Origin of the sequence: Streptomyces sp. ICC4, assembly GCF_003287915.1 — a bacterium.
In the GTDB taxonomy this organism is placed as follows: domain Bacteria; phylum Actinomycetota; class Actinomycetes; order Streptomycetales; family Streptomycetaceae; genus Streptomyces; species Streptomyces tritrimontium.
This window is the reverse complement of sequence record NZ_CP030286.1, coordinates 1,287,538-1,311,373: the sequence shown is the minus strand read 5'-3', so window position 1 is coordinate 1,311,373 and position 23,836 is coordinate 1,287,538. Positions and strand designations below refer to the sequence as shown.

Genomic DNA, 23,836 nt, shown 5'->3' with positions numbered 1-23,836 from the left:
GCATGACGGAAGCACCCCCGAACCACCCTCGAAGCACCCCCGAAGCACTCAGGAGCGCACCCCATGAGCAGCAGCACGGCCCAGATCGGCGTCACCGGTCTCGCGGTGATGGGCAGCAACCTCGCCCGGAACTTCGCGCGCAACGGATTCACCGTGGCCGTCCACAACCGCACCGCCGCCAAGACCACGGCGCTGGTGGAGGAGTTCGGGCACGAGGGCGCCTTCGTGCCCACCGGGTCCGCCAAGGAGTTCGTGGACGCGCTGGAGCGCCCGCGCCGTCTGATCATCATGGTGAAGGCCGGCGAGGCGACCGACGCCGTGATCCGCGAGTTCGCTCCGCTGCTGGAGCCGGGCGACGTCATCATCGACGGCGGCAACGCCCACTTCGAGGACACCCGTCGCCGCGAGAAGGAACTGCGCGAGCAGGGCCTGCACTTCGTGGGCGTCGGCATCTCGGGCGGCGAGGAGGGCGCGCTGCTCGGCCCGAGCATCATGCCGGGCGGCTCCGAGGAGTCGTACGCCTCGCTCGGCCCGCTGCTGGAGAAGATCTCCGCGAAGGCCGCCGACGGCACGCCCTGCACCTCGCACGTGGGACCCGACGGTGCCGGGCACTTCGTCAAGATGGTCCACAACGGCATCGAGTACGCCGACATGCAGCTCATCGCGGAGGCGTACCACCTGCTGCGCGAGGTCGCCGGCTACTCCCCCGCGAAGATCGCCGAGACCTTCCGCTCCTGGAACGAGGGCCGGCTGGACTCGTACCTGATCGAGATCACCGCCGAGGTGCTCGCCCACACGGACGCCGTGACCGGCCTGCCGTTCGTGGACGTGGTCGCCGACGCCGCCGAGCAGAAGGGCACGGGCCGCTGGACCGTGCAGATCGCCCTCGATCTGGGCGTCCCGGTGTCGGGCATCGCCGAGGCGGTCTTCGCCCGCGCGGTTTCGGGCCACGGCGAGCTGCGTACGGCCGCGCGGGACCTGGCCGGCCCGAAGGCCGCGCCGCTCTCCCCCGAGGCCGCGGCCGCCTTCGCCGCCCAGGTCGAGCAGGCGCTGTACGCCTCCAAGATCGTCTCGTACACCCAGGGCTTCCACCAGATCCAGGCCGGCAGCGAGGAGTACGGCTGGGGCGTGGACCCGGGCGCCGTGGCCTCCCTGTGGCGCGGCGGCTGCATCATCCGGGCCGCGTTCCTGGACCGGATCCGCGCCGCGTACGACGCCCGTCCGGAGCTGCCGAGCCTGCTGGCGGACGCCGGCTTCGCCGAGGAGATCGGGGCCGCGCAGGAGGGCTGGCGCGAGGTGCTGGTGGCGGCCGTCCGCCAGGGCATTCCGGTACCGGCCTTCGCGGCCTCGCTGGCGTACTACGACGCCCTGCGCTCGGAGCGGCTGCCGGCGGCGCTGACCCAGGGCCAGCGCGACTTCTTCGGGGCGCACACCTATCGGCGCACCGACCGCGAGGGCTCGTACCACACCCTGTGGAGCGGCGACCGCTCCGAGGTCCGTACGGCCTGACGCGTGCGCCTGACGCGCACACCTGACGCGTGCGGCGGCCCGGGCCCGGCGCGGCCGGGCGCCGGGCCGGTTCCGGCCGGGCCGCCGGTCGGTCGGTCAGCTCAGCGGCTCAGGTGCTCCGGCCGGTCAGCTCAGGGGCTCCGGCCCGGGCATCGGCGCGGGCCCCGGCGGCGGCGGGACCGGATCGGGCTCGGGCACCGGGCCGGGCGTCGGCGGCTCGGGCCGGGGCAGCGGCCCGGGATCGGGGAACGGCTTGGGCGCCGGTGCCGGGGCCGGATCGGGGAACGGGGGCTGTGTCATACCTCCACTCTGCCCCGGTCCCGCTTCTCCAGCGCGCCGGGCCGCGCCTATTTCCGCAGGGCGGCCGCGAGGCCCGAAGCCGGGCTGGTCAGGACCGGCGTGGAGGTGGTGGCCAGGGCGGCCGCTCCGGTCATGGAGACCTGCGCCAGGACGATGGCGTCCACATCCGCCAGGGCGTCGGCCGCGGCGGCCACCAGGCGCAGGGAGCCGGCCCCGTCACCCGCCGCGAAGCGGTCCCACGCCCCGTCGACCAGCAGGGTGCGGACGGACAGCGGCAGCCCGGCCTTCGCGGCCTCCTCCTCCAACAGCTCCACGGTCGGCGCGAGCGTCGACTCCACCGTGGCCAGTACGGCGATCCGCGGCCCGGTGCGGACCGCGTCGGCCGCCATCGGGCGGTCGACGCGGAGCACCGGGACGCCGAGGTCCTGGGCCAGGGTCTCGCCGACGGCCCCGAGGGTGGAGCAGGTGACCAGGACGGGCCCGCCGGATCCTTCGAGCAGCTCCCGCACGGCCGGGGCCTGCGACGCGGGCCCGAGCGCGCGGGCCCGCTCCAGCAACTGCGGCACCACCAGGTGGCGCAGCACCGCGCCGGGGTGGTGCCGGTCGCGCAGGGCGTCGAAGACCGGGACGTGCACGGGCGAGGTGTGCAGCAGGGTCAGGCCCGGCGCGGGCGGCGTCACCACAGGTCCGGGTCCGAGTCGAGCTGCGCCTTGGCGACGACGACGACCTCGGCCGGCGCCTCGGGCGCCTGGTCGGGGTGTTTGGCCGCCCAGCTCGCGGCATAGGGGCACAGCGGGACCACGGGCACGCCCTCGGCGGCCGCGATCCCGTAGAAGGCCTTCACCAGGTTCCCGGCGATGCCGCGGCCCTCGTGCCCCGGCTCGACGACGGTGTGGACCGCCACGAGTGCGCGGGGCTCCTCGGCGAGCACGAAGTAGGCGATGAAACCGACCACCGCCCCGCCCTCGGCGGCGAGCAGCCTCCCGGATGTGCGGTCGTCCACGATCTCGATCGGATCGGCCTGCGGCATGGTCCCCGACTCCCCTCAGACAGCCACCGCGTGGGGGCTGCGCTCCTGGTCCGTTCCCGGAACGGGGGCGGACGGATCCGCGCCCAGCTCGATGATGCGGTTGTCCGCGTCGACGTGCACGACGCGCGGCTTCAGCGCTCGCGCCTCGGCGTCCTCGACCTGCGCGTAGCTGATGAGGATGACCAGGTCGCCGGGGTGCACGAGGTGCGCGGCGGCCCCGTTGATCCCGATGACCCCCGAGCCCCGCTCGCCCTCGATGACGTACGTCTCCAGGCGGGCCCCGTTGGTGATGTCCACGATGTGCACGAGCTCGCCGGGCAGCAGGTCGGCCGCGTCCAGCAGATCGGCGTCGACGGTCACGGACCCCACGTAGTGGAGGTCGGCCTGGGTGACCGTGGCCCGGTGGATCTTGGACTTGAACATGGTCCGAAACATGAAGAAACTCCCGAAATGTATGCTCCCTGCCTGTTTTCCACAGGTCAAGGGCGGTCTCCGGAGCCTACAACGATTCGCATGTTCGGTCAGCTTTCCCCGGGTCTTTCAAGACTCATGCTGACCTACTGCTGACTTTTCCGACGCACCGTCAGGGCAGTGCAGCAGCTCTCCTGCACCCCGATCCCTACCGCGACGATGCCCCGCCGATACGCACTCGCGGCAGAAGACATCAGTGAGGCTATCTCTACACAGGGCGGGAACCGTTAATGCGAGTACCTCGCAACCGGAAAGGAGCAATTTCCCTCTATAGGGGGGTGAGCCATCCCTGGCATAGAGGTCACTGCTGCCCGGTACCGCCTCACGAAGGCGATTTCCCACCCGGGGTGGGTATCCGTCAGATCTGACGGATACCCACCCCCAGAACCACTCACACAAGCCCCAACACCCCCGGGACACAGAAGATCTCAAACGCGGTCTGAGGATCTTCCGGGTCTTCATGGTGGCGAAGACTCGCTGAAGCGCGAACGGGTGGCTCAGCATGTGCTGCGCCACCCACTTCTTCACGTCATGGCGTGGTCCTCTGGGACGTACTCGGGAACCACGCCGAGTAGCGCATCGACGGCCGCTCGCCCCTTGCCGCCGGCCCCGGGCATGAAGTGGGCGATGGGGTCGAGAGTGATGGTGGGGCTGGACTGGCCGAGCCATCGGGCGGGGGTGACCACGGACTCGCCGGCTTCGAGGACGATCGAGGCGTAAGCGTGCCGGAGCACGTGGAAGCCGTCCTTGCGAGGTGCCTGCCAGCGCTCGCCCTTCTCCCGCATCGGGATGACACCGACCTCCGCGAGGAGCGGCTTCCGGACCTCGACGTTGAAGATGTTGGCGCGGATCGCGTTGCCGTACGTCGTGGTCAGGACGAGCGGGAACGTCTGCTTGTCCCGCTCGGGCTCCGGACCACCCCACGGCAGCTCGACCTGGACGGCCGGGTGCTGGAGGAAGTAGGCGGCCAGTTCCTCGGCGACCGACGGAGGCATGTCGACGACGCGCGTCTTCCCGTCCTTGGGCAAGGTGAAGTACAGGCGACCATTGCGGATAGCGCCACGCTCGCAATCAACGTCCTCCGGGGAGAGGCCGAAGCCCCCTGGCGCAGCCCGCACCCGAGAGCGACGACGACCGCGATCCGGTCTTGCGGCCCTCAGCTACCCGCCAATGCAGCCGTGGTCCGCATACCGCGAGTGGGGCGACGCAATGAAGGCCTGGGTCAGCCGGGAGGGCCCCCTCAAGGGGCTTGCAAGGTCGCGGAGGCGAAGTTCCCGACGAAAAAGCTGGGGCCCTGCTGAACTCGTGTAAAAAGAGGAGCCCCGACGGCACTACCGACGTTTACCCCAGGCTCACCGGGCCGAAGCCTGGACCGCTCAACCGCCGCCGCCTCACAGGCTGGCATCGACAGCAGGCTCCGTGCCGAAGTAGCAGCCGCGGAGCACCTCCTTTCAGATCGTCCAGGGAGTCCGCAACGCTGCTGACGTCGAGACGGCTCCCTGCGGGCAGGCCGTCGCGGACGGGGGCGCGTGCCCGGGCCGTCGGGGTGCCTCAGGGATGGCGAGCGTGGTGACCTATGACGCAAGCGGCCAGAGAAGAGCTCGGCGTTGTCTTCGTCCATGGGTTCAAATCCTCCCCGGACACCTGGAATCACTTCCTGCGGCTGATCGACAGCGACCCGGACCCGTCCTTCGTGGCCCCCAAGACGTTCCGGTACGCGACGCGGCTGTGGAGCTTCAATCCGCTCCGCCGCATTCCCGACTTCGATGACGTAGCAGACAGCCTCAAGGGCTTCCTGGAATCCGAGACCTCGGACGTACGGGACCTGGTACTGGTGGCCCATAGCCAGGGTAGCCTCAACGTCCAGAGGTACCTGGCCCTGATGGTGACCGAGGGGCGCAGGATGGAGCTGCGCCGCATCCGCCGCATCGTGATGCTCGCGACCCCCAACAGCGGCTCCGCGTTTCTCGTCACTCTGCGCCGCAGCTGGTTGCGGAAGAACCCTCAAGTGGAGCAGCTCAACCCGCTGGTCAGCCAGATCAACCAGACCCGGCGCGTGGTGAACACCCAGATCGTGCACGCGCCCCTGGTCGCCGACCGCATACCGATGACGGCCTACGCCGGCGAGGAGGACGGCATCGTCGTGGCTGCATCGGCGTACGGCCCGTTCACCGATATCGGCGTCCTGCCCGGCGACCACTTCGGAATCCTGCGCCCCGACTCCCCCAGACACCGCTCGTACCTCGCCCTGAAGCGCGCGTTCCAGGCGGCCGCCGCCGACGCCCCGCCCGTGGAACGCGTGCGGACGGTCTCCGCGGCAGCCCTGGGCGTCCACGCCGCCCTCCCTCCGGGCGCTTCGGTCGGCCCCGTGCACCGAGGCCGCCGAGGACCTCGGACGCCTATCCGACAGCGCCTGGCGGCTCGACCTACGCAGGCAGTCGGTCCGACTCGGCTGCCGGGCCGTGCTTGCCGTGACACTCCACCGCCGCCCGGCAGCTCTTCCGCCGGATCGACGGCCCGCTCGACCCGGACCGCGCAGGGGCCGAGTGGATCGCCCGGCACATGGACATCACTGACACGAACGGCGTCGCCAGACTGCTCATGGCCTTCCGTGAGGCCGGTGCGGACAGGGCGTCCGCCGCATTGCTCGCGCGGGATCCTGTCGCCCACGCGGACCTGACCCGCCCGAACGCGGCCGAGAGCCTGCTGCGCGCCCTCCGAGGCAGCGGGGCTGACCAGGCCGCCGGCAACCTGGCCCGCCTGCTGGTCGACCGGGCCGGGATCACGGACCCCAAAGAGGCAGCGAAGCTGATCGAGAGCTCTGCCGGGTGGCCCCACCTACGGCGCAGGACCGATCCCGCGGCCTCCCTCCGCACTCAGGGACCCGGTGCTGGCATACGGCAGGCCGTCCGCGAGCCGGTTCCCGCGGAAGGGGGGACGTTCGGCCGCGACCCCGACGGAAGCCGCTCCCCGGCCTGGACCTGGCACGACATAGGCGTCCCCTCCGGCGATATATGAGCCAGGGATCGCTGACTAAAAGCCTCGTCGCCACGCCGCTGACCTGCGGAAACGCCAAGATGTCAGATGTCTGCAGGTCAAGTGCGTCCCGCACGCTACACCGGCACGCGTCAGAGCAAGGATGTTTAGGAACATCGATCCCCTCTGACGAGAAGGCCCCTTGCCTGCACTTCCGTGCGAACCAGGCCATTGTCACGCCGCAGAGCAGGCGCCGAATCGGACAGCCGCTTCGAAGTGTTCAGGGACTGACGCCGACCTACCTGATAGTGCATCAGGTAGGGGAGGACACAGGACGACTCGCAGTCCCCGAAAGCCCTCCCGGACCGGTCACGGACCGGATTTCCTGGTCAACGCCAACCGAACCCAGTGGATCACGCACGATCGCGGACGAGGGCTTCGCGCCCCTGCTCCTGATGTCGCCAGTCGGCATCACCCTCCCCGCAACCCGGCGACCCAGGTCGTCGCCAGCGCGGATTCGATCAGGTCTCGGGAAGCCTGTCCATTGACAGTGGAGGGCTGGAGGCGCCCGAACGCCCTGCGCAATAAGGCAAGCCGATCCTGATCCTTGATTGTTTCGGCCCCACGGTATCCCTCGACCTCGACCCTGCTGTCGTCGAAGACCGAGAAGCCGCCTCCCGGATGGACCGGGAGGCGAGCTCGGGCCGGGATGATCCCCAGAGACAGGACCGGCAGGTCCGTGGCCTCCAGCAGCCGGAGAAGCTGGGCTCGCATCTTCCGACCCGCCGAAATCGGTGTACAACGCCTGCTCACCCAGCAGGATGTGGACCGGCCTTCCTGGCCGATGTACTGCGCGCGAGCCGTGCGGGCAGCTACCCCTGCGTCGATGGCAGCTGGACAGCCGCAAACTCAAGCTCGACGGAGCCTCGACCACCGTCGGCGCGCTCTCCGCGGCCGAACCGTTGCTGGAACCGCCCGCCCGTTTCCCGCTGAGCTGGATCAGACCCGCGTCGTCGGCCCACAGGACTCGTCTCCTTCACCGGCAACCGCTACTCCGTCCCGCCCGGGCTGAACCGTTCCGGGTTCGGTAGAGATCTCAGATGTTGATTGTGACTGGGATTTCGTGGTGCTCAGGACCGGGTGCTGGTGGCCGCGTACTACCGCACGAACCTCATCATGAGGCAGCTCGCGCCGCTGTTCGGCTGCTCGCCGGCGACGGTGTGCCAGGGGATCCAGCGACTGCGGCCGCTGCTCGCGATCGAACCTGCCGCCCGCCCGGCCGACGCTGAACCTGACGGTACTGAAGCGGCCGGGGTGGGGCCGCCCGGTTGTGGGCATCCATCCCCCTGGAGGCACGACGGGCGGCGCCCCTTCCGGGCCCGAGCGGTGAGGGTCCCCTCCGGCGCGGAGGGGACTCTGACTCTCACACCCTGCTGACTTCCGCCACGATCCCCTGGGTTTGCTGGGCGGATACGGCGGTGGTCCGGGTCGTGATCAGGTCGCCGGCCTCGACGATCCCGCTGCCGTTGAGGTCGACGTGGACGCGGATGCCGTACGTCTCCCCAGGGTCCAGATCGTCCACGTCGACGCGGAAGGGAACACTGGCGCCGGGGGTGAGCTCCAGGTCCGTTTGCGACTGGCTCCCCGTGACGGTGGAGGGCGCGTCGCTCCGTGAGGTGCTGCGCACTTCCACCACCACCCGTGCCGCGCGGGTCGTGGGTGCGTCGGCAGGCATGGTCACCGTGCCGGTGACCGCGTAGCTCATGGTCCGGCCACCGAACTGGCCGGCCTCGGCGCCGTCCGTTCGGCGACGACGTTCTCGCCCACCCTGCTGGTCCGCTGGGATCCCATGGCGTCGAGGCGTGACAGAAGCCCGGCGACCGCGCTCGTGATCGGCAGCCCCGCGTGCTCCTCGGCGAACAGCCACTGACCAGCGGGGTTGACCTCGAAGAAGACGTACTGTCCGTCGGGCCGGCGGCGCAGGTCGACGGCGCCGTACACCAGCCCGAGGTGGCGCATGAGCCGGAGCAGCGTCGCAGTGAGGGCCGCCGGCAGGGTCACCGGCCGGACCTTGGACTCACCGATCACCATCCGCATGTCGACGGGATAGCTGGTGTCGGTGGCGTCGATCTCGGCCGCGAAGACGCGCTCGCCCACGATCGTGACGCGGAGATCGACCCCGGCCACGAACTCCTGGAAGATGACCGGGGCGTAGCGGACGGCCTCGAGATGCTCCAGGTCCTGTAGTCGCACGACTCTTGTTTCACGCCATGCCTCGGTGGTGGCGAGGAAGGACTTGAACACCGTGCGCCCGATTCCGACCTCGTCGACGAACCGCTGAGCTCGTTCGGGCTGATTGGTGACGAGAGTACGCGGCAGCGTCAGACCGACTCTGCGCGCGGCCTCCCACTGGTAGGGCTTGTGCTGGGCCATCCCGTCCAGGAGAGGGGGGTTGACCCAGGTGCAGTCCATCGCCTGGAAGAGACCGTGCAGCGCCTGGCCTGTCTCGCTGACCGCGAAATGGTGGTCCAGCGGGGAACCGAGCTTGGGGTCACAGGTGAAGGGCCGTACTCGCCTCCACCATGCCGCGTGGCACCGATCGAGCTCTGCGTGGCCGGCCGGGGTGGTGAGGGTCAGCTCTGGCCTCCCGACAAGGGGGTACTCGAGGTTGATCGCACCGCGTACGGGGAAATCAGCGAGGTCGATACGCAGAACCTCGCGCCCGGCCGCCTCCAGGTGGCTCATCACCGCCAGTGCGTGATCCTCCTCGTACGACACGATGAGGATCACTGCTGCGGCCCGGTAGAAACGCCACGGCCGAGCAGATAGTCGAGCCTGCCCACGAGTTGCGTGTGGTCCGCCATCACGGCGGTCATGCTCTGCTGGAGCCCGGCCACAGCCTCGGCGAGCCGGCCCACCTCAGCCGCGAGACCGTCGGCCTGGCCAACCAAGGACGGCGCCTGATGCCCTGTGGCCAGGATGTAAGGGCTGGTGGGTACCAGGGCAGGTGTCTGCAAGTCGATCCCCTTCGGCGGCTGGTCATGGGTCGGGTCCTTGGGCAGCTCCTTCAGCGTCCAGTCCTCGATGCGGTCCTTGGCCACTTCCTTGGACGTCTGAGGAGCGGGCGGATAGAGCGCGTGGACGCCCTCCACATCACCGTCGGACAGAAATTCACGCTGCCCCATGACGACGCCGGGGGGCAGCGGATGCCGCGGGACGATCGTCGGTTTCAACTCGTCGATGGCGAATGCGTTCCACCCGTAGTGCATGATCGACGAGAAGTCGTAGGGGCCGAAGTCGTCTCCGTCGCCACCCGCTTTGTAGAAGTTGTAGTGCTCGTCCGGCAGGATGTTGTCGAACTTGATCTCGATGAACAGATCGCGGTCTTCGCGGCTCTGCTCGTGCCACAGACCCACTGAGTGACCGATTTCGTGCATGGCGCTTCCGAGACCGCATCTCGGGCCGAGTTCGATCACCTGAAGCCCGCCCTTCCGCCCGACCGGAGAGCTGCACGAGTCGCCAGGGGTGAAGCGCACGAAGTCGGGGTACTGATCCGCGTTCGCGGGCGTGCGCAGGACAAAGCGGATGCGCGTGCGAAAGGTCCAGACATCAATGGCTCGTGTCACGCGTTCCAGGTTCGGCAGGGCGGGGTCAATTTCGTAGGGAATGAGCGCGTTGGGCCAGCGATAGTTCTCTCCCACGATTCCCACCGAGGCGAATACGCGGGACTCCATGTCGCCGGGTGCAGGAACGACGGCCTTCATCTCCTCGACCGTGCCGAGGACGATGTCGCCTTCGAAGATCGCCTTGCCGTTCACGTCGGCGAACATCAGCCCTTTGTGGCGGAACGTCGCCCCATCCACCAGCGCGGTCCCGGAGACGGGTCCGGTCCGGTACTCACCGCTGCCACGCACACCCGAGCCATACGTGTCCGGGGCACCGGTGTCCGAAGCAGCCCGCTTGCGGGAAGGAGCCTTCTTCGCGGAAGCGGAATTCTTCGCAGAGGCGGACTTCGTTCGGGCCGTGCTCGACTTCGACGCGGTCTTCTTCGCACCACGCCCCGGCTTCGACGGACTGGCGTTCATCACTCACCTCAGTGCCTGGGGGCTGTCTACCCATGTGTTCCACGTCCCGCCACTCGCCTAAAGCCCCCAATCAGGTGGCGTAACCAAGACTTCTCTGCGGCGAGGATGCAGATCACCGGGCATGCCCACTCACCCCTGAGGATGCGCCGCGACGCCCTCGGCGGGCCCATCGGGTGCACCAGGAATCGGGTGGTTCGGTCCGCGGGTGGTTCTCGTCAGTGGATCGTCGACGACGTGACAACGAGAATGGGCTCGTCGACGAAGTCGTGTGGGACGGAGACGGTCCGTGCGCCGGAGCTTGTGTTCACGGTCAGCACGACCGTGCTGTCCAGACCGGTGATGGCGGAGTCCACCGGGAGCGAGACGTGCACGAAGTCGACGGTGTGGGACGGGCTCAGCGTCAACGCGGGCACCGGGTCCCCTGGGTTGGCGATGAGCGTGATCTCCGCCTTGATGGTGCTGACACCCTCCGCCTCGAAGTTCAGCCCGGCCGCGTTCACCGTGAGCGGATGCTGCACCTCCTGCACGGTGTGGGTGTGGAACGCGAGGAAGGTCAGCATGTCTGCCTTCGGTAGCGGAGCGGCGACTTCCAGGGTGCGCGACACCTCCACCACCGTGCCGGAGCCGACGCCCTGGAGGGTGGTCGTCTGTCCAGCTTCGAGCACCCTGCCCCCGAGGGGCACGATCGGCGCCGGGCCCTGGCCGTCCCTGACATCTGCGCACTGGAGGAGCTTGAGGTCGAGTGGTCCCCGGTTCTCTGCCTGGGCGCTGGGCTGTGACCCGGGTTGCCGAGTGGTCACCAGGTCACCGCTGTGGGCGGTCCGGCGCAGGTTCAGCAGCAATTGGGTGCGCACGGGTTGGGGAAAGACGTCGTCGAGCCGGACCGCGATGGTGCCGAACAGCGGTGCCGGCCCCGGCGACGCGAGCTGTTGCAGGAACAGGTTGACGAGGGTCGCGGCCGGCGTGGGCCGGTCGTCGGAGATGTCGACGCCCACTTGGATGGTGGTGCCGTCGCCATCGGCGAAGGCAACCTGTCCGGCCGGGAAGCCTTGGAGGGTGGACGGAGTACGGGAGTCCAGCCCACTCGGCAGGGCGACGTGCAGGGTGCGTCCGACGGCCTCCGGGATACCGGTGACGTCCGCCCGTAGGCGGGCGATGTCGATAGGGTCGGCCATCGGACCGACCGTGAAGGTGAAGTGGAACCGGCAGCCGCTGAGGGAAGCGGGCGACTCGTCGACGATGGAGTCGAGGGCCGCGAGGGCGCCCTGCGCGGTGACGAGGATCCCGTAGGCGTCCGGAACAGCGATCACCGTGCCGCTGACCTGGCCGAAGAAGATGCGCTGGAGCGACGGGTACTTCGTCACGATGTCGCCGAGCGTCGTCAGTTCTCGGTACTCCGAACGCGGTCCCGCGAAGGCGTTGAGGTCGTTGCCGTCGATGATGGGCCGGGTCATGCCCTCTGCCGTGATAGTGAACCGGCTGCGGTGGTCATCGGTGTTGAAGTTGAGGCCGAGCGACAGGCTGCGGTGGAAGCGGGCGGTGCAGGGGAAGAAGACGTACGCGCCGATCCGGTCGATGAGGGACGGCTCAAAGGGAGCGCCCCCGGTGTCGCCGCCGTCACCGAAGACTTCGAACTGAAATCCCTGGAAGATCGGCCCGTGGACCGGGAAGCCGGTGTCGGGCGACGTCACGAGGGTCGTCTGGTATCCGGAGTAGGTCGGCTCGAACTCCAGCCGCAGCTCGCCGCGCCGGGTGAGGTGCACATAGGCGGCCTCGACCAGCGAACCGGACAGCTCGAAGGTGGCAGTGAAACTGGTCCCGCTGACCGTGGCCGTGCTGCCGATTACCGTATGGACGCTGACCGATCCGTCGGACTCCGTGATGGGCACGGCCAGCTTCACGACCGGCTGCAGGTCCGGCACGGGGTGCAGCTGCCCCGACTCGACGGAGGAGAGGACGCTGTCCGACAACACCTCCTTCAACGTCAGGGTGAGCGTGGCGCGGTTGAACGGTCCTCCGTCGGCGGCGACATCGCCGGGCTGGACGACGTCGAAAGCGAATTTCGGGTCCCGGGCGGGCAGGACGTACGACGGGAGGAACCACGTTGCCTCGGGAAAGGGGCCGAAGGCGAGCACATCGGGGGCAGAACTGCTCTCCAGGCGCGGGAGCAGCGGCACATCCGCAGGGAGTTCGGCGCTCCTGTTCTCGTTAAAGACCGAGTTGATGTGGTCTCCTGTCCGTCCCATCAGCCAGTGCTTCGGCTCCGCGACGAGGAATTCGTCGAACCCCTGCTCCATCTGTCCCATGGTGTCTTCCCGTCGGGATGATCCGTCGCGTCCCGGACGGGCGGTTCGGCCCGCCCGTCCGGGACATGCGGTCCGGTGGTGTCACGTGGTGACATTGGCGGCCGCGAGGACGTACCGGTTGATGGTCTCGATCTTGTCTGCGGGCGCTCTCGGCAACGGAGCGGGCAATTGCGGAATGTACTTGATCAGCCCTTCCGAGACGGGAACCCGAACCGGCTCCGAGGTCGAGTAGAAGACTGGCTCGTCGGTGAAGTTGGGCCCGAGCACCTCGACCGACATGGTGTAGCTGATCTCTTCCGCCAGGACGTACTTGTCGGAGTACACCTCCCACAACGCGTTCTTCACGTTGTCCTTGGTGACCACGATCGGCGGGAAGGTGTCGTCGCCGATGGTCGGCGTTATCTGGACGGTGATGTTGGACGGGAGCCGGACCGGAGACACCATGAAGCGCACGAACACGTAGCCGACCTGACTCGCGGTCATGACCGGGGCGTGGTCGGTGGTCAGTTCCTCGATCACGGCCACCGCCGGGTCGGTCGGGGCTATCGCCCGGGAGAGGTTGACCCGGGGGTCCTGCCCGTCGAAGATCAACTTACGCCGCAGCTTCACCTGGTCCGATGGCCAGCCGTCAACAGGGTTGTCCAGCCGCAAGAACGAGACGTTGACGAAGTCCCTGGCTGTCAGCTCCCGCCAGACGGCGGGCTTCTCCGCACCGGTCGGCTCCGTCTCGCCGGGTATGTAGTGCTGGCCGCTCGTCCGCATGGTCAGGTTGACCTGGCCATTCTCCATCGGCCTCGAGAAGTCGGGGTAGCCGGCCTCCAGCTGGACGGCCCTGAGCGGGCTCCTCAGTACGGTGCCGTCGGAGAGCTTCTCACTGAAGTTGACCTCGCAGAACCCGGCGACCTGGACCTTCTTGAAGAACTCGCCGATGTCGATGATGAACAGATACTTGTTCAGATCGGCCCGGACGGCAGGCAAGAGGTCGTTGAGGTTACCGCTGACGGTATGGCTCACGGCTACCGTCTGGTCGAGGACCAACTCCTGGCGGACGTGGACCCCATTGTGGGCATGCGTGGACTTGATCGACACGGCCGAGCCTCCGAACAGCCCGCTGAACCAACCGCGGTCGGCCGTCGCCTTGGAATCGCTCTTGGCGGGGTCGAAGTCGAAGATCTCGTGCTTGACCAGCTCGAGCGCCGTCTTTTTCATCTCGTTGACGTTCTCCTCCACCCATTTCTTGGTCTCCGCGTCGAGCACCGCATTGTTCTGCGTCATGTGCGTTTTGATGGCGCCGCTGGTGATGCACCTCTGGTATGCAAACTCCGCTTCGAGCGAGTTGATGCGGAACAGGCCGCCTGCGGAGACCGCGGCCGAGAAGGAGTCGAACACCTTGTCGATGTCGACATCCACTTCGATCGTGACACCGTTGATGTAGAAGGTTTCCTGGAGCGCGTTGGTGACCAGGAACGGCGGCGAGGCACCGGCCTTCAGCGCGCTCGCGATCTGGCCCGCGGCCGGCAGGTTACAACTGATCAGGAACGAGCAGATGCCCTGCGCCTCGATGCTGCCCTTCCCGCTGTGCTGGGCGGTCATGAGAATCTTTCCGCCCGTGACGACCGGATCCTGAACGGAACACACCACGGCGCTTTCCGTGATCGGAATGATGCCGAGCGACGGCTCCGGATCGTTGTCCTGAAAGTTGAAGAAGGGCCCGATCCGTGCCGGGATCTCGTGCTCCCGCTGCTTCAGCTTCTGAATCGCGCCGGTGATGACGCTGGGCGGAATGGCGAACGTCGTCGAGAACGCACAGAAGCCGCCGCCCAGTTCGGTGCCGGCCAGATCGCCGGGCGTGACGTGCGCCTCCTCCGACATCAGGCCCTTGAACAGGGTCATCTGGAAGTCGAAGTCTTGCGGGGAATCTTGCTTCCGCGCCAGGAAGACGCGGGCGGGCTGGAAGTAGTACTGAGTGGGCAGGCCCGCCTGCCGCAGCTCCGGATTGTGCGCGTCCGGGTACACCTGGAGCTGGAACGGTCTGCCGGTGTCGTCATTGACGGTGACGATGACGAAGTTCGGACCGAACAACGGCCCGACTCCCGATGCGAAGTCAGCCATGAGTGGAACCCCCTGCCGGAGGATCTAGCAGATCTGCTGGAGGAGTCACCCGGTACGGCCCGGCGCATCAAAAATCACCGCTCCCTCGTGGGCATGGAGGCCGGTCGACGGGTGCGCTGTGAAGTTACTTCGACTGTAGGCCCAACTCCCCTTGAACCGCCACCTGCCCAGATAGTTCGTTCGGCAACTGTCGGACGACCGAGCAATCTGTCCCGTACCGGTCAAGGAGATCGGCAGGCCCGCTTGACAGGGATTCAGGCATCCTCGAAGACCCCCTCCTCGGACGGATGCGTCATTCCCATCGTGTGGCCGTCGGTGACCTCTACGAAGTGGTGCAAGCTGGCACGCCGCTCGCCCGTGAACAGGACGGAGAATCGGTCCTGACACCCGCCAGATAAGCGTCGGCAGCATCATGCCGAGGCACGCCCCCCATCGCCCAACCCCGCCACCTCGACCCCGAACTCGGCCTCGCACGCACGACCGTCTCACCACACGGCCCAGGTCCCAGCGCAGCAAGAGTCGGCGAAGCCGCCCGGTCCGGAATGGTGTGCGGCATTCGCCGGCCAACTTCTCGCAAGGCCCCGCCGGCCACCAGTGACCGGGGCTCGTCCTCAGCGGTCGTGGTGGCGGGGCTTGAGTCGCCGCAGGGTGCAGCCGTCGCGGGTCAGGTCCAATGCCCTGGTGGGTGGCCTGATTGAAGACGTATTCGGCCCGCTCGTGGACGTCGGCCAGGCCGGGGCAGAGAACTGTCGCAGCCCGGTCGACTCGGAGGGCAAAGAATCTCTTCCTCCTGCACGACCAGCTCCGGCCCCTCCGGCCACCTGACCCTTCACCGCAATGGCGGTGAGGGGTCACCCCCGCGAATGCTCTCCTCCGAATGGGCGCAGCGGAAGCTCGGCAGCTGGGGAAACGCGGGCTGCGGGCCGCGACCTGCGCCGTTCCGGCCGCCCTCTCGTGGTGCTCCACATGGTTCAAAGGGCACGCCGGGATCTCCATACTCGGTCAGGGTTGGTCTCGGCCGGGGCCGCTCGGTGCTCCGCCACAGGGTTGCCGATCGAGGAGAACACGCATGGCCTTCGACGAGGACTTCGCAGCGGCGCTCGCGCAGCGTGGCATCCAGATGGATGCCGTCGACGTTCCCGCACCGGATGTGATCGGCGGTGCGCTCGACAACATCAACGGCTTCATGAGTGGCATGGACGACGCTGTACGCGAGGGGTTCGACGATAGTTCTCTCGAATTCACCGTGTGCTCGGTTCTGGCAGATCCATCGGTCAACATCGCACCTGAGATCTCCTCAATTCTCGCTGCCTACGACCGCACCCCGAACATGCGGCTCACGGAGCTTCTGCAGGCGACGCGCGAAACGCTCGACCAGGTGCAGGGTCAGGGCTAGGCACCGCTGGCGCCCGGTCAAAATCCGAACAGACGGGAGAAGAGATATGGCGATCGAGGAATTCGCTAACTGTTACGGTGCGCGGGTCCAGAACACGGTGGACACGATCATCGAGGACCTGCGCAACCTGGGGGCCGACGCGATCCGCCGGGTCGTCGAGTGGAATCGCAACCTGCGTGATTCCGACAGGGCCCTCGTGCTGGCGCTGGCGGGAATCGCGTCTGCGGTAGTCATCAAGATCCTGGAGAAGCTGCTCGGCCCCACGGCAGCCATCTGTTTCGTGGGGCTGCTCGGCGGTGCCTCGTGGGCGCTGCTGATCCGTTCGTTCACCGAGTGCGTGGACCAACTCTGACCGACCGGTCCGCGCCTGCGTCGCCAAGTTCGGCGCATTCCGCGCCCTTTGGTTGACGCACCAACTTTTCATGCACCGCATGACTGTCTCCGAGGTGCGCTCCAGGGCGGCCCGGATATGCTGGTAGTGGGGACGCGCGCTAGCGCGCGTGGCACTCGTCACATAGCGTCAAATCAAGTGGTCTGAAATCACCAAACGCACGCGTAGGGGTGACTCCCGTGGCGAAGTTCTGCACAACGCCCCGTGCCGCCGGTGCGCCCCGTTGGGCAGCGGCCAAGGTCGGCACGGTCGTCGAGTGGGTCGTCAGGCAGGAATACTGCTTCAGTAAGGGCGGATGTAACCCGTACCAACGTGGCGGCACCGGTACGGACTTCTTCGACGAGAGGTCCGATACGACACGGTGTCGATTCCTTGCGAGTTTCCTGGCCACCCGCCAGCAGCTGGATCCGGCGGACGAGGGATTCATCTCCGGCTCATGCGAGCAACGCAAGAAGCCCGTCGACTCGAGTGATGACGAGAACGAACGGTTCGCGGTGCCGGACATCATCACCCACGAACCAGACGTACGTATGGAGTTCTATGAGATCAAACCCAACTCTGCCGAGGGCAGGGAAGCCGCGCGGGCCAAGGTCGAGACGTTCCTGTCGCTGGTGGACTTCCTCGCCGTAGACAGACCGGACTTCAAGAAGTACGAAAAGGGAACGCGATTCAATCCCGATCGAACCATCACGTTCTACCAGCGCAACTATCTCGGCATCGTCCCTTGCAAGGCCTCCCTGCACTACAGGCGTGCGACGGAGCCCGAGATAGCTGAGGGCGTCATCGTCTACGAGATCTGCGCGGAGGTGGACGGGGAACTGCTTGAGTCGTTCGCCAAGGCGATCATCGTCTCAGCGGTCATCGCCGCGCTCGCCGCGCTGGCCGCCGCGGCCGTCATCATCTTCGGCGGCGGCGTGCTCGGGCCGGCGGTGCTCGTCTTCAACTCCCCCATGGGCGGTTCGGTCGGACCGAGCGGGGACAACGACCCCCAGGACGTCAGGTACGTCCAGGCGCTCCTCAACGACTGGCGGGCCAGTACGGGTGGATCGCTCATCGCTATCGACGGTTCGTTCAGCGAGGAATCGGCCGGTGCGCTCTCGGACTTCCAGAGCGTCGCCGGACTGGAGGACACCGCGGGCAGTCTGACGCCGGGCGACCCGACGGAGACCGAGCTGGAATCCACTCACCTCAACAACCTCATGGCCGCCGCGGACCTGAGCGAATTCCGGCCGGAGGGCCTCGGTGACGTCGTCTTCGGTCCGGATCCCGACGGCGTTGACACCGAGCTGGAGGAGGAACAGGATCTGCAGACCGCGTTCAACACTTTCGTCCAGCAGTACCTGCAAGATCTTCGCAACGTCGTGTAGCGCGGATCGCCGCGCCCTTTTCGAGGGTGCCCCTGGGGGGTGGAACGTATCCACTGCTGAGGAGTCGTCATGCCCATGCTGCTCATCAAGGGCTTCTACGACATCAAGGGGTCGCAGCCGGACGGGGACACAGTTCATTTCACGGCCGATGACCCGGCCGAGTGGGACCTCGTCGGTGGAGGCGGCGGCCGTGCCGTCGAGCACAGTGCGGTCGGGCGCGCGAAGCTGCGTCTGGACGCGGTCGACGCGCTCGAGACCCACTACGGCCCGTCCCGTGACCACCAGCCGCTCCAGTTCGCCCACGCCGCACGCGACGACCTGCTGACGTCGCTCGGCTTCACCGACGTCCAGCGGCAACCGGACGAGACCGTGACCGCCACCACCCCGGAAACGGTTCCCGGCTTCGTCCTCACCCGCGGCGCCGACGTCCACGGCCGCTGCATCGCCCTGGCCGGAGCCGGCGCTCCGCCCGGAACCAGCGGCCTCGAGATCGACGTGGACGTCGCCGTGCTGCGGACGACGGTCAATCACCATCTGCTCGTCGAGGGGTTGGCGTACCCCACCTTCTACCGGAGCCTGTTCACCAGTCTCCGTGCGGAGATGACCGCCGTGGCCGTGCAGGCACGGGACGCCCGCCGGGGTCTGTGGGCGAGCGACGTGACCACGACCGGAGCGAAGATCACAGGACTGAGCTCGCTGACCGACGACGTGGTGATCCTCCCCAAGCTGTTCCGCCGCACGCTGGACTACCTGCGCCTGGCCATGCCCCTATCGTGCTACCCCGCCTTCCTGGCCGGCGTCCAGGACCGGTACTCCGTCCTGTCCACCGGTGAGCGGCGCGCCGGCCTGCACCACATCGTCGAGGTGGCGAACGGGCACACCGTGAGGATGACGCACCAACCCGAGGACCTGGTCTTCGAGGACTCCTGACATTCCATCGATCGAAGCAGTTCCACAGCCCACCCGCCGTCCTACCCGACGGTCGACCACAGAATCAGGGGTTGCGATAACGCACGCCGGGCCGGACCGCGTGGTTCCCAGCAGACTCCGCGCCCCTCGTTCACGCTGAGTCCGTCGCACACCGTCGACTTCGTGCACGTGTCGCTGCCGGTGGACTCCGCCGTCAGAGGACTGGACAGCGCCGGCTGCCGACCCGGTGTTCCGCTGACGACGAGCCCCGCCGACACGAACTCCATTCACCGACAGGGGCGTGTGCCATGCCTGACAGCGTCTTCCCCGCAGGGCCGGTCTTCGGACCCGACTCGCTCGTGATCGACATCGACGACGGCGGGCCGGCGGATTCGGCTGTCGGCGTCCGTATCCGGCCCGATGCCCACAACACCGGTCTCGCGGCCGCAGGCGAACCCACCCGGTACTACTTCGAGCCGCCGCGAATGACCGTGGCGACCCGGTCCGGCAGCACCGACCTCGACTTCTCGGCCACCGTCATGCTCAAGGCCCCCGTGGGTCCCCACCCCGAGTACATCGGCGGTTCCTGCACCTTCTCGTGCACCGCCGCCCTGCCCGACGGCGCGGCGGCCCGCATCGTTGAGAAGCTCGCGGACCACGACCACCCCGATCCACCCGCCCGGATCGCCCCGTTGTTCGCCCACCGGGACGGGGGCCCCGCGCCCGAACTCCTCATGGTGCCGATCACCGCCAACACTGTGTCGTGCGTGGTCGAGCACCCGCCCACCGGCCCCGGCCCGCTGCTCATGAGCGTCCAAGGCGGAGCGGGGGGCGGCATCGACATTCAGGCACGCAGCTCGTTCCTGGTGTCCTTCAGCCCTGCCGCGGCCGAAGCGGTCGTGACCAACCTGCGGGACGCCGCCGCGCCACCGTTCCTCGTCCGCAACGTGCTCACCGAACAGTTCGACACCGGACAGGCGATCGTCCACACGGACGTTGACATCGACATCGAGAAACTGCACGAGGTTTTCGCGGCGGCCGTACCTCCCGGAGAATCGTGGCCCGGCGGTGACGCCGCAGGCGCCGCCTACCGTGCCGCTGTCGCGGTCGGCGCCGTGCGTACGCATGTGACCGAGACCCGCCCGGCCGGGACCGTGCTCGTAGACCCCTCCGTCGGCGCCTGGCTCAGCGACACCGACGAGCTCCGCAAGGCTGTCTTCCGCATGGCCAGGGAATCGCTTTTCGATGTCACCGCCGCCACCGCCCCCCAAGCCGGGCAGGACGAACCTCCCGCGCCCGGGTGGTGGGCCGAGGTCTTCGGCGACGCGCGGGTGACACTCAAGAGCGATCCGCCGACGGGCAGCGTGCACCTACAGGAGAGCCTGATCACGCATGGCACCGTCACCGTCGAGCACACGATCGAGGGCGGTCTGGCTGAGGTGGCCGCGGCGGCCCGGACCCAGCTGGACAAGTACCTGACCGTGATCGCCATCTGAGGATCGACGAAGAACTCAGCCCTGCGCGGCGGCCGCCAGCGCAGTGAGCACGCGGTGGGTCTTACTGTCAGGAAGCCCGGACAGCGTCACCCCTCGTTCGAGCACCGCTTCTTCGAGCTTGCGCAACTTGCGCTCGGCCCGTTCCTTGAACTCCTCCGCGTCGTCCCCGTCCTTGGGCTTCACACGGATCGAGGCCTCCAGGAAGTCCAGGCCGACGGCCGACCACGCCTCCAGGTCGACCTCCAGGTCGTCGAGCGGAACGTCGTCCACCTTCGTCGAGAAGATGGGCCCCAAAGTGACCAGTCCGTCCAAGTGGACGTCGCGCGCGCAGGCGTGCAGGAACTGGTCCTGCACCGCGTCGAGCAACGCGGAGGGATCGGCCCCGGGCTCCACCGCGGCCGGTAGTACCCCCGTCGGGTGACTGTGCACCAGGGAGGCCGCCAGCACGCGGCCGTTCCTTGACCAGTCCTCCTCGATCTTGTACGTAATCGGCTCCACTTCGAACGGGGCGGAGAACCGGCCGACCAGCTGTTCCCGGGTGCAGGGACGCAACTTGACGACCAAGTCATCCCGGCCACCACCGATCCTGAGCCGTACGATCACACCGGCGTCCAGGAGCGATACCTTCCCCTGAGCGACACCGGCCCGGTCCTCGGCGAACCAGATCCGACGCGTCATCAGCGCGCCCTGCGGGGCGCCGAGAGCCGACAGTGCCCCCGCCACGTCGCCCTCGATGTTGACCTTGATTTCGACCGGCAGCAGCTCCACGACATCGCTCCTGTACTCGTCTCGAGAGCCAGTGAAACCTTCCCTTCCAGGATATCGACACCGCCTCTGGGCCGCAGTCCGGATCTCTCGGACCCACTGTGTCCGGAAGCGGCTCGAGTGCGCGTGTGAGCAACACGCGGGCTTGACACAGTCGCAGGGCTTGAAGAGCGAGACCACGTCATGGGCGAGCTGTCGGGCCGTGCAGGGCAGCCTTCCGGTACAGGCCGGAAGGCCATCGGACCAGTCCTCAGCTGTCGCGCCCGTAGGTCAGCGCCGGCGGAACACAGGTCGACCTCATGCTGAGCGTTTGCTGACCTGGGACCCCACAACATGTCTCTGACCTACACGGATGCCCAGATATCAGGTGTTGGACTTGAACATGGTGCGAAGCATTTTGAACTCCTAGAAGACGGCTCCCTGCCAGCTTTCCGCAGGTCAAGGGCGTTCTTCACTGTACATCGGCACGCGTCAGATCGAAGTTTATTAGGAACATCGACCCCCTCTGGCGAGAGGGCTCCCTGCCTGCACTTCCATGCGAACCAGGCTGTCGTGACGCCGCCGACCAGGCGTACGAGCGGGGCATCCGGGGCCAGGAGATGGTTCTGGCCGACCACGTCGGCGAGGGTACGCGGGCGCAGCCGATCGGCCGGCGGGCGCGGCGGCTCGTCGCCGAACAAGGGCAGCGCGGGTTCGGTGTGGGTCATCGGATGCCCTGGCTCAGCGAGGCGTCCTTGGGCGGTGGGCCGTGGACGAGGTCGTAGGAGTGGCTGACCAGGTACTCGATCAGGTCGGCGGTGATGTCGGGGCCCGCGCCGACCGAGATCCAGTGCGCCTTGCTGAGATAGCGGCCCGGCACGATGCTCTCGTAGCGCATGCGTAGCGAACCGCCCTGCTCCGGCTCGCACTTGACGGTGATGATCTGGTCGGCAGGCTCGTCGGGGGCATCGGTGACGATCAGGAACACTTTGCCCGCCGTCTTGTAGACGTCGAGCTTCGGGGTGAAGGGGCGGTCGTGGCTGACGTCCGGGAGGCCGGTGGCCGTGCGGCGCGCGGTCCGCTGGATCCGGGCACCGGTGAGGGTCACCGCGCCCCCGCGCGGATGCCGAAGGTCTTCGGGTTCACGGGCTGCTTGGCCTTGGGGAGTCGGGCGACGACCAGCCGGTAGGAGTCGGCGACCAGGTCCTCGACCAGGTGCGGGTCGATCGAAGCACCGGGGGCGAGGGTGATCCCGTGCTTCTTGTTCATGTGGGAGCCGGTAGTGATGTCCGCGAGTGTCGCCCGCAGCGCTTCGGCCTCCCCCGGGCTGGACTTGAGGATGACGACCGGTCGGCCGGGCACCTCCGTCATGAGCATGAACACCTTGCCGTGGACCTTGAAGACCTCCCATTCAGGCCCGAACCGGTACTCCAGTGTGGCCATCGGCAGGCTCTCACCTCGCTCCTGGGCCGTCTCCTGCAGGGTCTGTCCATCCATCAGGGCAACCTCCCTTTCGTGTCCGGTGGTTGAGCATCGTTTCAGTCGAGTACGACGACGTGCTTGCCCGGGAACGCGCCGGACTCCAAGTCGGCCTGCGCCTCGCGGACGGATTCCAGGCCGTGATAGACCTTCGCGACGCGAACGTTCAGGCGTCCGTCGGCGACGGCGCGCAGCTGGTGGTCGAGGACGTCGGCAGGCAGGTCAGTGGCCGCGCCGCCGTACGCGGTCAGCCGTACCCCGTTCGGGATGAAGCCGAGGGGGCTGAAGTCCGGGATGGTCCACTCGTCCGCCAGCGCGCCGGTGAAGCAGACCGTGCCGTGGAGGCGGACCGCGCGCAGGGTGTCGTGCAGACGCCCGCAGCCGACCAGTTCCAAGGCCGCATCAACCCCGTCCGGGCAGATCTCCCGTACGGCATCGGCGATCTCACCGTCGTCGAAGACGGGGTGATCGACGCCGAGGTCGCGCAGCATGTCCGCGCGGTCGGGGCGGCGGGTGGTGGCCAGCACGGTGGCGCCCAGGTCCTTGGCCATGGCGGCGGCGGTCAGACCGACCGTGGACGTGCCGCCGCGGATCAGCAGAGTCTGTCCGGCACGCAGGTCCAGGCCGGTGGCCAGGGAGCCGTAGGCGGTCTGGACCATCTCCGGGAGCGCGCCGAGCGTCGCCCACGGCAGGTCCGAGGTGAAGGGGATGACCTGTCCGGCTGGGACCAGCACGTACCGGGCGTACGCCCCGTCGTAGGAGCGCCCCATCCCGCCCATCATGGTGGCTACCTGCTGGCCGGGGGTGAGGCCGCTGCCGGCGGGGGCCTCGTCGACCACCCCGGCGCACTCGATGCCGGGCACCCGCGGCAGCGTCACGTCGCGGCTGGACAGGCCCCGGCGGGTGGTCACCTCGGACTCGTTGATCCCGAACGCCTTGACCTTGATGCGGACCCATCCGGGGCGTACCGGGGGCACGGGCAGGTCCGTGGCGACGAGTTTGTCAATGCCACCCGGTTCAAAGACGACGATGGCGCGCATCGTGCGGGGCCCGGTCTCCTCGACACGGTTGGCCGGTTCGTTCATGGTGATTCCTCGGTTCGGCAATGCGGCGCTCGTTGGTCGATCGGTGACGCCGCCGTGCGCGTGGACCTTGGTCGGGCGGAGCCGGACGACCAGTTCGCCCGGAACGCCGTTGCGGGGGCCGAACTCTTCGGCCTGCTCCGTCCGCGCCGCCCCCTGCGGCAATTCGCGCTGCTCGCGGTC

General features: G+C 67.8%; 21 protein-coding genes and 2 pseudogenes. 8 read left to right on the top strand and 15 right to left on the bottom strand.

What is annotated here, in order from left to right:
* Nucleotides 1-63: 63 nt before the first annotated feature.
* The gene (gndA, locus tag DRB89_RS05940) at nt 64-1,509 is read left to right on the top strand and encodes an NADP-dependent phosphogluconate dehydrogenase (protein ID WP_112447218.1); all 1,446 of its coding nucleotides are present in this window, start codon (nt 64-66) and stop codon (nt 1,507-1,509) included.
* Between the two features lie 126 nt (nt 1,510-1,635).
* Here gndA and DRB89_RS43635 read toward each other — a convergent pair whose 3' ends face one another.
* The 5 genes from DRB89_RS43635 to DRB89_RS05920 all read right to left on the bottom strand — a co-directional run bounded on the left by DRB89_RS43635 (nt 1,636) and on the right by DRB89_RS05920 (nt 4,338).
* A complete protein-coding gene (locus DRB89_RS43635) occupies nt 1,636-1,809 on the bottom strand; it encodes a hypothetical protein (RefSeq protein ID WP_204357648.1) in 174 nt (57 codons plus the stop codon).
* A 47-nt stretch (nt 1,810-1,856) separates the two neighbouring features.
* The gene (locus DRB89_RS05935; protein WP_239516029.1) at nt 1,857-2,489 is read right to left on the bottom strand and encodes an arylsulfatase; all 633 of its coding nucleotides are present in this window, start codon (nt 2,487-2,489) and stop codon (nt 1,857-1,859) included.
* Nucleotides 2,486-2,839 carry a GNAT family N-acetyltransferase gene (locus DRB89_RS05930; protein ID WP_112447216.1) on the bottom strand — a complete coding sequence of 118 codons (354 nt, stop codon included), beginning with the start codon at nt 2,837-2,839 and terminating at the stop codon, nt 2,486-2,488. The genes DRB89_RS05935 and DRB89_RS05930 overlap by 4 nt, the downstream gene beginning before the upstream one ends.
* A 15-nt stretch (nt 2,840-2,854) precedes the next feature.
* Entirely contained in the window at nt 2,855-3,274 is a 420-nt protein-coding gene (gene panD / locus DRB89_RS05925; protein ID WP_112447214.1) for an aspartate 1-decarboxylase, read from the bottom strand.
* A gap of 560 nt (nt 3,275-3,834) precedes the next feature.
* Complete coding sequence (locus DRB89_RS05920; RefSeq protein ID WP_239516028.1) at nt 3,835-4,338, bottom strand: hypothetical protein; 504 nt, start codon at nt 4,336-4,338, stop codon at nt 3,835-3,837.
* A 548-nt stretch (nt 4,339-4,886) separates the two neighbouring features.
* On the opposite strand from DRB89_RS05920, the gene DRB89_RS05915 reads away from it, so the two are divergent.
* Both DRB89_RS05915 and DRB89_RS05900 read left to right on the top strand, forming a co-directional pair.
* On the top strand, nt 4,887-5,990 hold the full coding sequence (locus tag DRB89_RS05915; RefSeq protein WP_112447212.1) for an alpha/beta fold hydrolase: 1,104 nt from the start codon (nt 4,887-4,889) through the stop codon (nt 5,988-5,990).
* A gap of 1,427 nt (nt 5,991-7,417) precedes the next feature.
* A pseudogene (locus DRB89_RS05900) lies at nt 7,418-7,552 on the top strand (transposase family protein); the annotation flags it as partial.
* A 157-nt stretch (nt 7,553-7,709) separates the two neighbouring features.
* On the opposite strand, the gene DRB89_RS05895 reads toward DRB89_RS05900, so the two are convergent.
* The 5 genes from DRB89_RS05895 to DRB89_RS05875 form a co-directional block, all read right to left on the bottom strand.
* Nucleotides 7,710-8,051: a YbaY family lipoprotein gene (locus DRB89_RS05895; protein WP_112447206.1), complete on the bottom strand. Its 342-nt coding sequence runs from the start codon at nt 8,049-8,051 to the stop codon at nt 7,710-7,712.
* The gene (locus DRB89_RS05890; RefSeq protein ID WP_112447204.1) at nt 8,048-9,076 is read right to left on the bottom strand and encodes an MvdC/MvdD family ATP grasp protein; all 1,029 of its coding nucleotides are present in this window, start codon (nt 9,074-9,076) and stop codon (nt 8,048-8,050) included. Before DRB89_RS05890 ends, DRB89_RS05895 begins: the two co-directional genes overlap by 4 nt.
* A complete protein-coding gene (locus tag DRB89_RS05885) occupies nt 9,073-10,371 on the bottom strand; it encodes a M12 family metallopeptidase (protein WP_112447202.1) in 1,299 nt (432 codons plus the stop codon). Before DRB89_RS05885 ends, DRB89_RS05890 begins: the two co-directional genes overlap by 4 nt.
* 215 nt (nt 10,372-10,586) lie before the next feature.
* A complete protein-coding gene (locus DRB89_RS05880; protein WP_112447200.1) occupies nt 10,587-12,677 on the bottom strand; it encodes a hypothetical protein in 2,091 nt (696 codons plus the stop codon).
* Nucleotides 12,678-12,758: 81 nt separating this feature from the next.
* Entirely contained in the window at nt 12,759-14,789 is a 2,031-nt protein-coding gene (locus DRB89_RS05875; RefSeq protein ID WP_162688480.1) for a hypothetical protein, read from the bottom strand.
* A gap of 1,069 nt (nt 14,790-15,858) precedes the next feature.
* Between DRB89_RS05875 and DRB89_RS05870 the strand changes: the two genes are divergently transcribed.
* From DRB89_RS05870 to DRB89_RS05850, 5 genes are all read left to right on the top strand, one after another.
* Complete coding sequence (locus DRB89_RS05870) at nt 15,859-16,185, top strand: hypothetical protein (RefSeq protein ID WP_112447197.1); 327 nt, start codon at nt 15,859-15,861, stop codon at nt 16,183-16,185.
* Between the two features lie 46 nt (nt 16,186-16,231).
* Nucleotides 16,232-16,537, top strand: a complete 306-nt coding sequence (locus tag DRB89_RS05865) for a hypothetical protein (RefSeq protein WP_112447195.1) — start codon at nt 16,232-16,234, stop codon at nt 16,535-16,537.
* Nucleotides 16,538-16,755: 218 nt separating this feature from the next.
* On the top strand, nt 16,756-17,943 hold the full coding sequence (locus DRB89_RS05860) for a peptidoglycan-binding domain-containing protein (protein ID WP_162688479.1): 1,188 nt from the start codon (nt 16,756-16,758) through the stop codon (nt 17,941-17,943).
* A 69-nt stretch (nt 17,944-18,012) separates the two neighbouring features.
* Complete coding sequence (locus DRB89_RS05855; protein ID WP_112447191.1) at nt 18,013-18,873, top strand: thermonuclease family protein; 861 nt, start codon at nt 18,013-18,015, stop codon at nt 18,871-18,873.
* 287 nt (nt 18,874-19,160) lie between these two features.
* Nucleotides 19,161-20,348: a hypothetical protein gene (locus DRB89_RS05850; protein ID WP_112447189.1), complete on the top strand. Its 1,188-nt coding sequence runs from the start codon at nt 19,161-19,163 to the stop codon at nt 20,346-20,348.
* Between the two features lie 15 nt (nt 20,349-20,363).
* Here DRB89_RS05850 and DRB89_RS05845 read toward each other — a convergent pair whose 3' ends face one another.
* From DRB89_RS05845 to DRB89_RS05825, 5 genes and pseudogenes are all read right to left on the bottom strand, one after another.
* Complete coding sequence (locus DRB89_RS05845) at nt 20,364-21,116, bottom strand: hypothetical protein (RefSeq protein ID WP_112447187.1); 753 nt, start codon at nt 21,114-21,116, stop codon at nt 20,364-20,366.
* Between the two features lie 557 nt (nt 21,117-21,673).
* Nucleotides 21,674-21,820: pseudogene (locus DRB89_RS44260) on the bottom strand (replication-associated recombination protein A); the annotation flags it as partial.
* Nucleotides 21,817-22,200, bottom strand: a complete 384-nt coding sequence (locus DRB89_RS05835) for an MmcQ/YjbR family DNA-binding protein (protein WP_112447185.1) — start codon at nt 22,198-22,200, stop codon at nt 21,817-21,819. The gene DRB89_RS05835 and the pseudogene DRB89_RS44260, both read right to left, overlap by 4 nt.
* Nucleotides 22,197-22,589: an MmcQ/YjbR family DNA-binding protein gene (locus tag DRB89_RS05830; protein ID WP_112447183.1), complete on the bottom strand. Its 393-nt coding sequence runs from the start codon at nt 22,587-22,589 to the stop codon at nt 22,197-22,199. Before DRB89_RS05830 ends, DRB89_RS05835 begins: the two co-directional genes overlap by 4 nt.
* 41 nt (nt 22,590-22,630) lie before the next feature.
* The gene (locus DRB89_RS05825; protein WP_112453226.1) at nt 22,631-23,611 is read right to left on the bottom strand and encodes a zinc-binding dehydrogenase; all 981 of its coding nucleotides are present in this window, start codon (nt 23,609-23,611) and stop codon (nt 22,631-22,633) included.
* Nucleotides 23,612-23,836 lie beyond the last annotated feature (225 nt).

Coding starts and splice junctions, on each gene's coding strand:
- DRB89_RS05895 (WP_112447206.1), bottom strand. CDS start 8,051: ATGAGCTACGCGGTCACCGGCACGGTGACCATGCCTGCCGACGCACCC.
- DRB89_RS05850 (WP_112447189.1), top strand. CDS start 19,161: ATGCCTGACAGCGTCTTCCCCGCAGGGCCGGTCTTCGGACCCGACTCG.
- DRB89_RS05880 (WP_112447200.1), bottom strand. CDS start 12,677: ATGGGACAGATGGAGCAGGGGTTCGACGAATTCCTCGTCGCGGAGCCG.
- DRB89_RS05915 (WP_112447212.1), top strand. CDS start 4,887: ATGACGCAAGCGGCCAGAGAAGAGCTCGGCGTTGTCTTCGTCCATGGG.
- DRB89_RS05855 (WP_112447191.1), top strand. CDS start 18,013: ATGCCCATGCTGCTCATCAAGGGCTTCTACGACATCAAGGGGTCGCAG.
- DRB89_RS05865 (WP_112447195.1), top strand. CDS start 16,232: ATGGCGATCGAGGAATTCGCTAACTGTTACGGTGCGCGGGTCCAGAAC.
- gndA (WP_112447218.1), top strand. CDS start 64: ATGAGCAGCAGCACGGCCCAGATCGGCGTCACCGGTCTCGCGGTGATG.
- DRB89_RS05830 (WP_112447183.1), bottom strand. CDS start 22,589: ATGGATGGACAGACCCTGCAGGAGACGGCCCAGGAGCGAGGTGAGAGC.
- DRB89_RS05875 (WP_162688480.1), bottom strand. CDS start 14,789: ATGGCTGACTTCGCATCGGGAGTCGGGCCGTTGTTCGGTCCGAACTTC.
- DRB89_RS05825 (WP_112453226.1), bottom strand. CDS start 23,611: ATGCGCGCCATCGTCGTCTTTGAACCGGGTGGCATTGACAAACTCGTC.
- DRB89_RS43635 (WP_204357648.1), bottom strand. CDS start 1,809: ATGACACAGCCCCCGTTCCCCGATCCGGCCCCGGCACCGGCGCCCAAG.
- panD (WP_112447214.1), bottom strand. CDS start 3,274: ATGTTTCGGACCATGTTCAAGTCCAAGATCCACCGGGCCACGGTCACC.
- DRB89_RS05930 (WP_112447216.1), bottom strand. CDS start 2,839: ATGCCGCAGGCCGATCCGATCGAGATCGTGGACGACCGCACATCCGGG.
- DRB89_RS05870 (WP_112447197.1), top strand. CDS start 15,859: ATGGCCTTCGACGAGGACTTCGCAGCGGCGCTCGCGCAGCGTGGCATC.
- DRB89_RS05885 (WP_112447202.1), bottom strand. CDS start 10,371: ATGAACGCCAGTCCGTCGAAGCCGGGGCGTGGTGCGAAGAAGACCGCG.